The 13,435-nt window shown below is 39.0% G+C and carries 18 protein-coding genes; 10 read left to right on the plus strand and 8 right to left on the minus strand.

The annotated features are described in order from the left end of the window. Nucleotides 1-69 precede the first annotated feature (69 nt). Together ACP5L5_RS01355 and ACP5L5_RS01360 are read left to right on the plus strand one after the other, a co-directional pair. Nucleotides 70-354, plus strand: coding sequence for a MoaD/ThiS family protein (locus tag ACP5L5_RS01355; RefSeq protein WP_048057105.1), 285 nt, complete (start codon nucleotides 70-72; stop codon nucleotides 352-354). A gap of 52 nt (nucleotides 355-406) precedes the next feature. After that, complete coding sequence (locus tag ACP5L5_RS01360) at nucleotides 407-691, plus strand: MoaD/ThiS family protein (protein ID WP_048056787.1); 285 nt, start codon at nucleotides 407-409, stop codon at nucleotides 689-691. A 33-nt stretch (nucleotides 692-724) separates the two neighbouring features. Here the strand turns inward: ACP5L5_RS01360 and prf1 are convergent, their stop codons facing one another. Beyond that, nucleotides 725-1,882, minus strand: a complete 1,158-nt coding sequence (prf1, locus tag ACP5L5_RS01365; RefSeq protein ID WP_428761073.1) for a peptide chain release factor aRF-1 — start codon at nucleotides 1,880-1,882, stop codon at nucleotides 725-727. A 34-nt stretch (nucleotides 1,883-1,916) separates the two neighbouring features. After that, nucleotides 1,917-3,107: a thiolase family protein gene (locus ACP5L5_RS01370; RefSeq protein WP_013603594.1), complete on the minus strand. Its 1,191-nt coding sequence runs from the start codon at nucleotides 3,105-3,107 to the stop codon at nucleotides 1,917-1,919. Between the two features lie 144 nt (nucleotides 3,108-3,251). Here ACP5L5_RS01370 and ACP5L5_RS01375 point away from each other — a divergent pair, with 144 nt between their 5' ends. Further along, nucleotides 3,252-4,283 carry a polyprenyl synthetase family protein gene (locus tag ACP5L5_RS01375; protein ID WP_013603593.1) on the plus strand — a complete coding sequence of 344 codons (1,032 nt, stop codon included), beginning with the start codon at nucleotides 3,252-3,254 and terminating at the stop codon, nucleotides 4,281-4,283. Between the two features lie 97 nt (nucleotides 4,284-4,380). Next, a complete protein-coding gene (locus tag ACP5L5_RS01380) occupies nucleotides 4,381-5,145 on the plus strand; it encodes an isopentenyl phosphate kinase (protein ID WP_428761075.1) in 765 nt (254 codons plus the stop codon). Here ACP5L5_RS01380 and ACP5L5_RS01385 read toward each other — a convergent pair. Next, entirely contained in the window at nucleotides 5,142-5,873 is a 732-nt protein-coding gene (locus ACP5L5_RS01385) for a hypothetical protein (RefSeq protein WP_013603591.1), read from the minus strand. The two genes, ACP5L5_RS01380 and ACP5L5_RS01385, sit on opposite strands and share 4 nt — an antisense overlap. A 96-nt stretch (nucleotides 5,874-5,969) precedes the next feature. On the opposite strand from ACP5L5_RS01385, the gene ACP5L5_RS01390 reads away from it, so the two are divergent. Next, the gene (locus tag ACP5L5_RS01390; protein ID WP_428761077.1) at nucleotides 5,970-6,593 is read left to right on the plus strand and encodes an alpha/beta hydrolase family protein; all 624 of its coding nucleotides are present in this window, start codon (nucleotides 5,970-5,972) and stop codon (nucleotides 6,591-6,593) included. 28 nt (nucleotides 6,594-6,621) lie between these two features. On the opposite strand, the gene ACP5L5_RS01395 is transcribed toward ACP5L5_RS01390, so the two are convergent. Continuing rightward, nucleotides 6,622-6,915 (minus strand): hypothetical protein, encoded by a 294-nt coding sequence (locus tag ACP5L5_RS01395; protein ID WP_428761079.1) that lies wholly within the window; start codon nucleotides 6,913-6,915, stop codon nucleotides 6,622-6,624. Nucleotides 6,916-7,041: 126 nt separating this feature from the next. Between ACP5L5_RS01395 and ACP5L5_RS01400 the strand changes: the two genes are divergently transcribed. Then, the gene (locus ACP5L5_RS01400; protein ID WP_428761081.1) at nucleotides 7,042-8,022 is read left to right on the plus strand and encodes an ornithine cyclodeaminase family protein; all 981 of its coding nucleotides are present in this window, start codon (nucleotides 7,042-7,044) and stop codon (nucleotides 8,020-8,022) included. 93 nt (nucleotides 8,023-8,115) lie between these two features. Next, nucleotides 8,116-8,565, plus strand: a complete 450-nt coding sequence (locus ACP5L5_RS01405) for an ArsR family transcriptional regulator (RefSeq protein ID WP_013603587.1) — start codon at nucleotides 8,116-8,118, stop codon at nucleotides 8,563-8,565. Nucleotides 8,566-8,575: 10 nt separating this feature from the next. On the opposite strand, the gene ACP5L5_RS01410 is transcribed toward ACP5L5_RS01405, so the two are convergent. Continuing rightward, entirely contained in the window at nucleotides 8,576-8,983 is a 408-nt protein-coding gene (locus tag ACP5L5_RS01410) for a hypothetical protein (protein ID WP_428761082.1), read from the minus strand. Nucleotides 8,984-9,082: 99 nt separating this feature from the next. After that, nucleotides 9,083-9,556, minus strand: a complete 474-nt coding sequence (locus ACP5L5_RS01415; protein ID WP_428761084.1) for a metal-sulfur cluster assembly factor — start codon at nucleotides 9,554-9,556, stop codon at nucleotides 9,083-9,085. Nucleotides 9,557-9,634: 78 nt separating this feature from the next. Between ACP5L5_RS01415 and ACP5L5_RS01420 the strand changes: the two genes are divergently transcribed. After that, entirely contained in the window at nucleotides 9,635-10,762 is a 1,128-nt protein-coding gene (locus ACP5L5_RS01420; RefSeq protein WP_428761086.1) for an L-threonylcarbamoyladenylate synthase, read from the plus strand. A 130-nt stretch (nucleotides 10,763-10,892) separates the two neighbouring features. Then, nucleotides 10,893-11,822, plus strand: coding sequence for a malate dehydrogenase (locus ACP5L5_RS01425; protein WP_013603583.1), 930 nt, complete (start codon nucleotides 10,893-10,895; stop codon nucleotides 11,820-11,822). A gap of 21 nt (nucleotides 11,823-11,843) precedes the next feature. Here ACP5L5_RS01425 and ACP5L5_RS01430 read toward each other — a convergent pair whose 3' ends face one another. Beyond that, the gene (locus ACP5L5_RS01430) at nucleotides 11,844-12,272 is read right to left on the minus strand and encodes a hypothetical protein (protein ID WP_013603582.1); all 429 of its coding nucleotides are present in this window, start codon (nucleotides 12,270-12,272) and stop codon (nucleotides 11,844-11,846) included. 36 nt (nucleotides 12,273-12,308) lie between these two features. After that, a complete protein-coding gene (locus ACP5L5_RS01435; protein ID WP_048056785.1) occupies nucleotides 12,309-12,554 on the minus strand; it encodes a hypothetical protein in 246 nt (81 codons plus the stop codon). A 180-nt stretch (nucleotides 12,555-12,734) separates the two neighbouring features. Between ACP5L5_RS01435 and ACP5L5_RS01440 the strand changes: the two genes are divergently transcribed. Beyond that, a complete protein-coding gene (locus tag ACP5L5_RS01440; protein ID WP_428761089.1) occupies nucleotides 12,735-13,433 on the plus strand; it encodes a diphthine--ammonia ligase in 699 nt (232 codons plus the stop codon). Nucleotides 13,434-13,435: the final 2 nt, after the last annotated feature.

The following is a 13,435-nucleotide window of genomic DNA, read 5'->3' on the forward strand; positions in this document are numbered from 1 at the left end:
ATTTAAAATAGACCTACTAAATAAAAATAGAGAAAAGATTTTTATTTAAAGACTTTTATGACATACCTAATGAGAGTACAAGTCAATTTTTTGACTTTACTATATGAAATGACTAAGACCTTAAGGGCCGAGATTGAGTTGCCAGAGGGTGCGACATTGCTTGACTTAATAAGGAAGATTGATAATGCCATATACCCAGGTTTTTCTAGGGTTATTCTTGACTGCAACAATAGGATTAAGGATAAGTTCCTAGTACTAATTAATGGTAGGTCCCCAGACTTTCTTAATGGCATTACCACTAAATTATCTGATGGTGATGAGGTAACATTTCTACCACATTGCGGTGTTGCATAGTGACCACTTTTAGGAATTAAGTTTTTAAATTAATGATGAGCTTAGTGGTTTAATGAAAGTGCAAGTTAAGTTCTTAGCATCCCTCTACGATATAACCAAGGTACTTAAGACGGAGATTAACGTATCTGATAGTACTACAATTAAGGATTTAATACAGGTTATTGACAAATCAATTAGTCCCAATTTCTCGAAAGTAATACTTGATGATAATGGTAAACTTAAGGATCAGTACGTAATCCTAGTCAATGGTAGATCCATAGACTTCCTAAATGGGCTAAGCACCAAGTTATCCAACGGTGATGAAGTCGTATTTCTCCCACCTGCCGGCGGCGGTTAGAAAAACAAAATAATTTTTAAGGAAATTTCCCTCTTATGAATCACTTTGAACTTGGTTTTCCTCATAATTCTCGATTAACCATGATGGTGTTGATAATATGGCTACGTAGCCACCGAATGTTTGCGTTAATGTTAGATTTTCCTCAACGGACTTGGGCATTACGAATAATTCAATGTCCTTTCTTCCTCTTAACATAAGTGTTAGGTTCATGATCTCGTCTTCACCGACATCCTCACTAACAACGATCATCTTAGCAATACCCTTCTTAATGGCATCCATCACAGAGTCCTTACCGTAGATTAAATACTCAGGCTTTTTAACGGCTAAGTACATGATCTCTTCCATTAGTTTCTTGGCCTTAACGTACTCGGTCTCCTTAAGTTTATCCTCAGCATTCCTAATAGCCTCAAGAACACCACTAATGTCGGCACAGCACGCCGATACTATGGCAATGACCTTATCCCTGATCCTATGGTCAAGTTCACCCTCCTCAAGAAACTCCTCCTTGGTTGGACCTGGCCCAGCGACAACAATGCCCTTTAGGTTGGGTATTTCAGTGAGTATCTTGTTGGTTCTCTCGGCGACTAGCTTGTAGAATGTCTCGGCTAGGTGCTCTGTCTGTCGTTTATATCTTAGGGCTGATTGACCACCTGCGGCGTGTTTATTTGGTACGAAGAATTGAACCTTATCCACAATCTCCCAGTAGTTACCCCTTAGTAGTGCGATCACGGCCTCGCCCCTTTCAATGACTATTATTCCATAAGTATCACTGCTCTTTACCATACCCTCCAGGATCTCTGTATGGAATGATGTATCGCATATATACTTAAAGGTTGATATCGGTATTGGAGGAATTAGGGCATGGAAAATCCACTCATAATTACCTGGATTTATCATGTGAAAACCTGCGAATATTGCAAGGCCATTCTCCGGGGCTTTTGAAATACCCTTTATTGAGTTTATTATTCTCTCGAGAGCATCCTGAACATGCGTCCTAGTGGTCTTATCCTTAATGTTGCTCGCTAAGGCCCACTCCTGTCTAAGCATTGATACGACATCCGGTATTGGCCTATTACTATTAATGTATAGACTAATGAGTGTAGTTGCGTATCCCCTATACTTCTTTAGCAGGTTTATTATGACCTTAAGTTCTCCGAAATCCTTTATTCCAGGACGTCCACGAAGTACCAAAGGACCTACTTCATTTAAAAGCCTTTTGCTTTATTTAGAGCATCTCGATAGCCACAGCCGTGGCGCCGCCTGTCCCATGACACAGCGCAGCCACACCTCTTTTACCACCAACGTGCATTAATGCCGATATTAATGTCGTAACGATTCTAGCACCACTCGCACCAAGTGGATGTCCTAGGGCTATTGCGCCGCCGAATATATTCATCTTCTCGTATGGTATACCCAACTCCTTATTCACTAGTACGTTAACAACAGCAAAGGCTTCATTAACCTCAAAAACATCGACATCATTCACGCTCCAGCCAACCTTACTTAGCAACTTCCTAATTACGTAAATTGGCGCCTCCGGAAATCTCCAGGGTTCTAGCATATGCCATGCATAACCAACTATCTTTGCAACGGGCTTTAACCCCAGCTCCTTGGCCTTATCCATGGTAGTTAATAATAGTGATGCAGCTCCATCAGATAGTTGAGAAGAATTACCAGCCGTGTGTAGTCCATTTGGTCCGAAGGCAGGTTTTAATTTAGCTAGTTTCTCTAGGCTTGTGTCTGGTCTGATACCCTCATCTTTATCTAGGTAGATCTTCTCGCCGTTTATTACCGTATCGACAGGCTCCAGCTCAAGGTAGTACTTATTCTCCGTAGCCCTTAAAGCTCTCATGTGACTTTCATAGGCGACCCTATCAAGTTCCTCCCTAGTTATTTCATGTTCCATGGCAACTTTATCGGCCTCCTGACCCATTAACATCATGTTTGTAGGATCCATTAATCCATCATAAATCATTAAATCAATGAATTTCAAATCCCTACCAATCAAATGCTTAACTCCCCACCTAGCCTCATGTGGTAACGCAAGTGGTTGCGTACTCATTGATTCAGCGCCACCGGCTATTACTACATTAACATCACCAACCTTAAGGGCCCTAATGGCCTCAATAATTGCCTGCATTCCTGATGAACAAACCCTATTAACGGTAAACGCACTAATACTACTGGGTAATCCAGCGAGCAGGGCCGCGAATCTGCTAAGGTTCTGTCCCATACCACCCTGGAGTGTTGAACCAAAGACAACCTCGTCAATAAGCTTACCATCAATACCCGTCCTCCTAATTAATGCCTTTATTGCCTCAGCAGCTAAATAGGGTGTCTTCACATTCTTAAATGCGCTACCGAATTTACCAATTGGTGTCCTTACAAAGCCCGTAATAACCACATCTTGACTCATATACGTTTTTCATCATATAAGCAATATTAAGCTTTGTCCATAATTAATGATTAATAATGGCTTTAGACATTAACTAATTTATATTCAACAGTTAAAAATATCGTAAGGATACAACTTAATTACTTAATATTAACCATAAATTCAATGGACATACTAGAGAAGCTTCATAATCTATATGGACATGAGATTGACGAGCAATTGATCAAGTACCTAAATAGGGAGGTGAGTGAGGATTTTAAGGATACGGTGATTTACCAAGTATCCACTGGTGGTAAGAGGTTGAGGCCGTTAATAACGTTAACTGCAACAAGGGCTTGCGGTAGTGATTATAAAGTTGCGCTACCCGCCGCAGCAATTGTGGAGTTAATACATAATTACTCCCTGATTTATGATGATATTATTGACGAGGCGTTATTAAGGAGAAATAAGCTAACCGTTAGGGCTAAGTACGGCGATAACGCGGCCATACTAATCGGCATATGGTATAGGGAAGCAATTGAGGAGGCAATACTTGAAACTAGGGACCCAGTATCCTTTGCTAGGGAGACTGCAAGAACAATACGCGCGATAGATGAGGGTGAGCGATTAGACATACTCCTAGAGTATTCGGGCCGTAAAGATCCATATTTTGTTGAAAATAGGCTAGGGCCTAGGTTATTGAGTAATTGGGAATCCCTGTATAATACTTATATAAAGATGATAAGCCTTAAGACGGCTGCCTTGATAAGGGCATCATCTGTTTTTGGAGCGATGTCGGCAAACACACCACATTGCGTTAAGGCGCTTTCTGACTATGGTACATACCTGGGGCTTGCTTTTCAAGTGCTTGACGATATATTGGACATATTTGGCGATGTTAAGAAGTTTGGTAAGGAAATTGGTAAGGACATTAAGGAGCATAAGTTGGGAAATGCTGTTATTGTTATGGCTTTAAAAGAATTGAATGATAAAGACAAAGAGGACTTATTGAGTATTCTTGGTAAGGCTGCAATTACTAATGATGACGTTAAGAAAGCTGTAGAAATAATATCAAAGACAAATGCTAGGGAAAACGCATCGAAAATGGCTATGGAGTTTGCTGAGAAATCTGAGAAGTCACTGAATGAGTTAAGTAATAATGAGTTTGTTGAGGATCTTAGGGAAATCCTAAGATTTACAGTAACAAGAGAGTTTTAGGATTTGGCGAATTATCCTCATTTTTAACTACATTAAAAAGATAGCCCTACTTCATGCTTATAAATTAGATTTACGGAACTGGCCTTGGAGGATTTTAATGAGACTGTTCATAATGAAGTTGGGGGGTAGCGCAATAAGTGATAAGTCGAGGCCATTAAGCTATAGGGAGGACTGGGTGCGGAATTTAGGTAATTTGCTTGCTACAAGTATTAAGGCAGGTGATAAATTCGTACTTATTCATGGAGGCGGTAGTTTTGCGCATCCTATGGCTCTAGCCTACGGTTTAAGTAGATATAGGGATTATGATCAATTAACAGGTGTTTCTTTCACATCAGCGATACTCCATTATTTAAGCATGAAGTTGACGATTACCTTGGCATCAATGGGATTGCCTATTTATCCATTAAGGACGGGATCAGTCTACGTTATTAATGATGGTAAGCCTCAATTATTGATAGAACCAATTCACATAATGGAATTACTTGAGAGAGGGGTAATACCCATGTTGTATGGCGATGTTGTGCTAAGTGATGAAGGTTTCTCAATAATTAGTGGTGATGATATAATGCTTGATCTCGGCTTAAGGTTAAGGCCAACGGCATCCATATTCCTAACGGATGTGCCTGGAATACTTGATGCCAATGGTAATGTGATTAAGGAATTAACTAGGGCATCAATAATTAATGAGAGGGTTACACGGCATATTGATGTAACAGGGGGTCTCATAAAGAAGATTCAGTCAGCAGTGGAGTTGGCTAAGTATACAAGGACTTACTTATGCGCAATCTGGGATTTAGGGTCGATAAATAGGATCCTTAATAATGAGGAGCCCATTAACTGCACAAGGTTTTTACCTTACTAATTATTTGACGATCCAAATAAGGTTTCATTTAAGTACGTACTATTTATGAGTTGTTGCCCATAGATTACTCCCGATGTATTTACAGTATTGTGCGGCTTAACCAATATTAATAGTGGGAAGTAAGCACTACTTGCATTAATACCAAGCTTAGTAAGTAGTTGTGGTAGTAATGTTCCATAGCCAATAATGAGTACCTGGGATCCAGATGTATAATTGCTCCAGAATGCTGTTGTTATGATGAACTTCGTAGTCTCTGGGTTAAAGTTACAGAGTTCATATACGTAATTATTGAATTGCTGGATCACAGACAGGGTTGCGGGGGCCTGTGTTGGGGGATTAGGGAATACTATAACTACCACGTTATAACCGTGATAATACGTGGCGTTATAAAGTATTGGCCAAACACCGCATGATTCATCCACCAGGTATGGATCGTTAACCGTTAGGTACATTAGTATGGGTTTCGTATTATTTACTAGTCCTAATGCCGTTGCATTTATGAGTGAATTATTGTATGGATTTATTAATGTTGAGAGCATGTAATCAGTAATTACCGTGGCATTAAGCTCAGCCTGTGCTTGCGAGGTCATTGTAAGCTTAGATACTATGCCAGGTAGGAATAAAACAATTATAAATGCGGCTTCTCCAAGTATTACTAACGCTAATGCAAAGTAGAAGAGTTTTCCTTTACGTTTTTGCGATCTTCTCGTCTTCCTTGATTTAGACATGACTGATGTTAAAACCCTAGTAAATTTATTAGGTTAACTCTCCTAACCTAACTCTACAACAAACTTTATAATTAACGCATTACACGTACTTTAATAATGAAGGCCTTGGTGATTCATGGCTTTGGTTCAAGCCCTGAAAAAATAAATTGGCTTACCGGTCCATTAAAATCCCTAAATTTGGAGATAATAACGCCAACATATAGGGACTTCGAAGACGGACTTCATAAAATTAATGAATTAATACAAAGCGCTAATGATAATTTCATAGTTGCTGGTCACTCAATGGGTGGCACAATAGCGCTACTTGCAGCATCGACATTAAATAAAGTTGCTTGTGCTATTTCGGTTTCTGGACCAACTGACAGGTTAGCCCAAATTAGGTGGTTACTTGCAGGTGAACCTGGTAGTATTAGGAGGAGGACTTATGAGGAGTTAATGAAAATCGATAGTAAGCAAGTTACTGAGGAATTTCTTATGAGGACCTCTCCCATCAACTACTTAAGGCCTAGTTTACCACCAATACTCTTGATACATGGTACGAATGATGAATTAGTAAATATTCAACAGGTAGAGAGTTATTATGAAAAAGCCAGGTCTCTTGGTAATGTTATTGAGTTAATACGAATTGAGGGAATGTCTCACACACCTAGAGGTAAGGATATCAGAGTTATAGCAAGGGCTATTGAGGATTTCATACATAAGTATTGCATAAATTTTTAATTAAGTCGTTCTGAAGGCATGCAATGGCTTAATCTGCAACGTAGGTTTCTAAGTGTGATTCCTCATCAATGTACGGTATCTTAACCAATTTGTGTCCCTTATGAAGTGGTAATAATGACTTATGTATCATTGTCTTGCAATCTGAGCACCAATAAAATTCATCTTCATCCTTCTCCTCATTAAATTCCATGAAGAAGGGACATTGCCACTCGGTCATGACCATCCTCATGTAGTACGGGCTATCCTTATTCGTGCAAATACCTATATCATCATGTAACTCATGAAGTCTAAAGTACTTGCAATTAATGCATCTAATCTCCATAATTTCACCCACTATTTTACTTATAACTAGAATTAATAAATCTGTCGCAAAATGCATAGACGATATTCTCCTATTCATATCTATAGAGAATAATGCTTAAATTTTTCATCATAGTTCAAATGTAATATGAGACTGTTAATAATAAGTGGAAGGGAGGTTGATGAGGTCCTAGATAGTAAGGACGGCGTTAACGGATTAGTAAATGCCATAGCCACGGCTTTTAAGGACTATAGCTCTGGCATTGTCAAGATGCCTCAAAGAACGGTTATTTACCTTGATAATGACTGGTGGGGCGTCATGCCCTGCGGTACACGAAACCTTGGTTTTTCCGTTAAAATAGTCAATGTTATTGAGAGTAATAAATTACGTGGCTTACCAACGACCCAGGGAGTAGTCGTACTTATGGATGATGTTACGGGACAACCAATGGCGGTTATTAATGGCACGGCATTAACAGCATGGAGAACCGCAGCCGCGACCGCCGTATCGGTCAAGTATATGGCACGAGGTATGGATAAAATGGCAATTATTGGCGCTGGATTACAGGCGAAGTATCATTTAATATTATTATCTAGGGCTTTTACCATCAAGAGAGTATTCATACATTCAAGGACGAGAGAAAGGGCCCTTGAATTAGCGAAAATAGCTCAGGATAGAGGTATTGATGCCATGGTAGTTGATTCAGGTTATGATGCTGTTAAGCAAGCCGATATCGTAATAACAGCAACAACAAGTAGAGAACCTGTTATTCATGGTTCATGGCTCCATGAGGGAATGCACGTAGTGTCAATCGGCGCCCCTGAGATTAATACCAGGGAATTAGATGACGATGTTATTCGTAAAGTATCCGTGATAGCTGTCGACTCACGCACTGCAGTTATGAATGAGACTGGCGATATAATAATTCCAATTAAGAATGGTTTAATATCTGAAAAGAATTTAATCGAAATAGGTGAAATAGTAAGTGGCTTGAGACAGGGTAGATTAGGGAATGGTGATATTACGTTGTTTAAATCCGTTGGTATTGCGGTTGAGGATCTCGCGGCTGCATCATACATATATAGCATAGTGAAAAGTAGGAATATGGGTACCACTGTAGAGCTATAAAGCCTTATTATATATAAATAATGTAATAATTAATGCATTTCTATGGTGGAAAATGTTGGAGAAAAAGATTTATAAAGACACTATGTGACACTGATGTTGGTGATTAACGTGGTGTCTCTCATAACAATTAAGGAGAAAAGTACCGAAGAGATCCTTGAGGATGTGGATATAAAATACATTCTGAGGTGCATACTTAGGCTCTCACCAACTGAGGTGGAGATCTATTATTTACTGCAGAATAAGGCGAAGGAGCCGCTGACCGTGGCCGAAATAGCTAAGGAAATGAATAAATCAAGAAGCACTATTGAGAGGTCCTTAGTAAAGCTGGTTCAACTTGGCCTAATTGCTAGGAGACCCGTGCTTGCTAAGAATGGAGGTTATACCTATGTTTATTACACAAAGCCGATAGATTACGTTAAGCAGAAGTTATTGCAGTTAATTAATGCATATTATGAGAGGTCGAAGCAATTAATTGAGAATTTGACATCAGCCGCGTTAATAGAGTCATTAAATAGTATGGCGGTTGAGGAAAATGTTGAATAATGCGTAAAATCTATCTCCTTTCTAAGCCTAGATCCATTATTAAATCCCTTAATCCCTCCTCTAACTCGTACATTACGAAATTAATATCCAGTGATCTATCAACAATCATTATCAGCGATAATTTACCGATGGATTTCACGATCAATAGATCCTGACCTATGGATATAACGAGCTCGGATAGATTTGCTTCATTCAATGCCTTTTTTAGGTTAAGTTCAAGGTTCTTAATTGATGATACTATTAGGGCGCCTAACCATTTAGGATTAACATTAATATTGCTCTTCATTCCTGAGGCTATGGTAAATCCATCCATTGTAACTAAAGCAACAAATTTTATCAAATCACTTGACTCTAGAATCTCACTTAGTTTTTGTTGTACTCGTTCATTTAATGTTCTTCTCGATGGAATGCTATCCATTGATGATAACACATTTTCTATTCTAAATACACCTTTTAAATCTTTTATTCAGAATATAAAATGCAGTTATTTAGAAATAGATAATGAAAACAAGGACAATTATGCGTTTTCAATATTCTCCTGATTGTTCGTTTGAGTGCTTTGTTCATTTTGCGACTTTAGCCATTGTTCAACAATATCATATCCATAAATTGCCTTAAACATCTCACGTCCTAACCTCGTCATTTTTAATGGCGTCCATGGTGGGTCAAATACTACATCAATTTCTATATCCTTTGCATCAGGTATTGCCTGTTGAATAGCCGCACCGACTTGATAACCTAAGTTCTCTGACAATGGACAGCCTACGGCTGTCAGAGTCATTTTTACATGAACAACTTTATCATTATCCAACATTACCTCGTAAATAAGTCCCAGATCGTACACGTCTATCGGTATTTCAGGGTCGTAAACATTACGTAGTATCTCTATTAATTCCTTGGTCTTATCACTGGGCAAGTTTGTTTTGAATATTGGTTCTTCATCATTCTCATTATTCGTACTATTTGTTATTTCTTCATTAGACACTGCCATTATTAACCACCAACAGTGTCACGGAAACATGCTTATAAACCTATCTAGCTTATTGATAATAGTTATCCGTGTATAGCGATGACACGTAGATGGATTTATAAGCACCAGGTATTGATAAACGTGATGCTTAAGGTGCGTAAGGTAGACCCTTTAAATCCTGATAACTCCATAATCAAGGAGGCAAGTAATTACATAAGGAATGGGTACTTAGTGGCATTCCCCACGGAGACCGTTTATGGGCTTGGCGCAGATACATTTAATGGCGAGGCATGCCTAAAGATCTTTAGAGCTAAGGGTAGACCACCAGATAACCCACTTATAGTACATATATCGGATATAAATGAGCTCGATAAGGTCGCCATTGACATACCCGAAATCATATTTCCAGCAATTAGGAAAGCATGGCCAGGACCTCTCACCTTAATCTTACCCAAGTCGCCTGACGTACCTAAGGAGGTCACTGGTGGTCGTAATACGGTGGCTGTGAGGTCGCCTGCACACCCCGTGGCACTTGCATTAATTAAGTCGTCTGGAACGCCCATAGCTGCACCAAGCGCTAATAAGTCAGGTAGACCAAGCCCTACATTGGCTGAACATATAATTGAGGATTACGCCAATGACGATGTTGAGATGATTCTACTTGATGCAGGGCCTACGTTTTTCGGTGTTGAGTCAACAATAATTGATGTAACGAGGAATCCCCCCGTGCTTTTAAGGCCTGGTCCCTTTACTATTGAGGAATTAAAATCATTATTTAACGTCGACATAGTAGTGCCGGAATTCGCAAGAGGTTTAGGCGAAGCTGATACAGCTCTAGCTCCAGGTATGAGGTATAGGCATTATGCGCCACACACACGGTTGATCATCGTGGAATGCAATGATCATGATTCATTAATTAAGTTATTGCATGATACCTTAATTGATTATTTAAATAAGAAACTGAAAGTGGCATTACTAATTACGAAAGAAACTGCTAATCAATTAATGAAATATCCTGAAATTAATGAATTACCAATAATAATCCTAGGTTATAGAGAAAATACATACACAATAGCAGCATCGCTCTTTGACTCCTTAAGGAATCTTGATAAGATAAATGTGGATATAGGCATCGCAGAGGGCATTGAGGAGAGGGGTATTGGACTAGCCATAATGAATAGGTTAAGGAAGGCCTCTGGATTTTCCATAGTTAAATGTAAAGTATAAGCAATGAGTGACTAAATATTATTTTTCATAAATAAACAACGTCAATTCAATAATGCATATTGTTAATGATACATTGTGAGTGGATTAAAGTTAAAAACTCGTCATTAATATCAGGTAATGGGTGAACTAGGTGATCACGATAATAGGTAGTGGGCGTGTCGGCGCAACCACGGCCGCCTTCCTAATGTTCTTCGAGTTAGACAATGAAATCACGCTAATAGATGTAATAAAGAATCTGCCCCAAGGTGAAGCTGTTGACCTAAACCATGCCGCTGCCATACTCGGTAAGTCCGTTAGGTATAAGGGCAGTAATGACTATAAGGATATGGAGGGTAGTGACATAGTAATAGTTACTGCAGGACTTGCTAGAAAACCTGGAATGACTAGGGAAGAATTGGCGGCTAAGAATGCCGAGATCGTGGCATCAGTGGCTGATCAAATTAAGAAATATGCTCCAAACTCAATAGTAATAATAACCACAAACCCACTTGACGCAATGGTCTATGTTCTTTATAAGAAGTTAGGCTTTCCAAGGAATAGGGTCATTGGTTTCAGCGGCGTCTTAGACTCAAATAGAATGGCCTATTACGCATCTTTACTTATTGGCATAGCGCCTGAATCAATAATACCCGTCGTCCTTGGCCAACATGGTGAGAATATGTATCCAGTACCCGAGGCATCCTTCGTGTATGGTAAACCACTTACTGAGTTCATAACCAAGGATCAATACGACGACATTGTTAAGAAGACAATACAAGCTGGTGCAGAGATAACAAATCTGAGAGGCTTCAGTAGTAACTGGGGTCCAGCTGCCGGTCTATCATTAATGGTTGATTCAATTAAGAAAGATAGAAAGAGAATATTCGAAGCCTCTGTATACCTTGATGGCGAGTATGGTGTGAGAGACGTTTTTGCGGAGGTGCCTGTCGTACTTGGTAAGAATGGTGTTGAGAAAATAATTGAATTGAAACTTAATGACGAGCAAAGAAAGAAGTTCCTAGCCAGTATCGACGCGATAAAGAAGAACCTAACTCAAGTACCTCCGCAGTACCTATCGTGAAGTAACATGGCTTTATAAAACTCAGGTTAAACTTCTCATGTACCTTCGAATATTTTCTTGTAATTCATTAATAATCCTTGACATGAGCTCTTCATGATGTAACATGTACTTAGTAAGGGCTTTTACGGCAATTGTAAAATCATTGATGTAATTACTTATGAACTCAGGGTCATTAACTAAGGTAATTCCATCTTGAATGTTTTTTATGAGTTCATTAAGTAAGGATGCAACATTACCATTCACACACTCCTTTAATCTTAACGTGTTATTTAATATTCTATCCTCCTTATCTAGGTGATCTCTTACTGCGTTTAATAACTGGTCGTAAACACCCTCAGTACTTCTGGACTTACTTATTAATAGGAATATCATGTAATGCTCAATAACTGCTACGGAGTAAAAAGTCATTACAGCATTCATCAAATCCTCAATGCATTCTGTATTACTCATTATGAAACGCCGTTAAATTGACACAAAATTTAAACATCACTTTTTAGCGCCTTTCTTAGCCTCGCCAATAACCTCGCCATACATACTTATTGAAAACTGCTTACCGCATTTTGGACAGGTAACTGAAATGCCCATGTTATACCAAGACTCGCCCATCTCAATCTCAAAGGTATGACCGCAGTATGGACACTTAGCCCTAATCCTTAGCAATCTCTCAGGTACACCACCTGAATACTCCCAATCTTCAGGAAATTGCCACTCCTCTCCACCCTCGCTACTCATCAGGCTGGGCACTACTTAGTAAATTAAAAACATTACTATTTACGAGTTGCGGATTTTTATCCTTACAATAATCTTTCCTAATTTATTCATGCTTTTGCCAAATTCACTGGTTCTTAATATTTAAACACGGTTCTGATACTAATTAGTATTTTAAATTATGAGTTTAGGGTTTTATTGGTAATGAGGGTTTGTTCATTATTTTCAGGTGGTAAGGACTCAACATATGCCCTACACTGGGCTGTACTCAAGGGCTTTAGCGTCACTTGCCTACTTACATTAAGGCCTCGTCGTGCTGATTCCTGGATGTTTCATTACCCAAATATTGAATGGACGAGTTATCAAGCTAAGGCATTAGGCGTTTCCCAGGTTATTTATGAGACCAGTGGTGTTAAGGATCTTGAGCTTGAGGATTTAAGGAAAGCTTTTAATGAGGTTAAGAAGAAGTTTGGAATTAGTGGTATAGTGACTGGCGCTTTACTCTCTGATTATCAAAGGATGATGATAAACATCATTGCCCATGAATTAGGTTTAAGGGTTTATTCACCATTGTGGAGGAAGAACCAAGTTAACTATTTAAGGGATCTATACAGGCATGGTTTTAAGTTTGTATTAACATCAATAAGCACGATGGGTATAAATCCTAAATTGTTAGGCAAGGTATTAACACCTAGTGATATTGAGGAATTGATAAGCGCCGCATTAAAGTTTGGTTTCAACCCGGCATTGGAGGGTGGTGAGGGGGAGACATTCGTTGTTGATGCGCCATTATTTAGAGAGAGGATCGTCATTGATGATGGTGAGGTTAATAGGTTAGATCAGTACTCATGGGTTTATATAATTAAGTCTATACACCTAGAGCCAAAGGTTTTAGTTGAGTGATA

The sequence above is a fragment of the Vulcanisaeta sp. genome, assembly GCF_049966235.1.
Taxonomy (GTDB): Archaea; Thermoproteota; Thermoprotei; order Thermoproteales; family Thermocladiaceae; genus Vulcanisaeta; species Vulcanisaeta moutnovskia.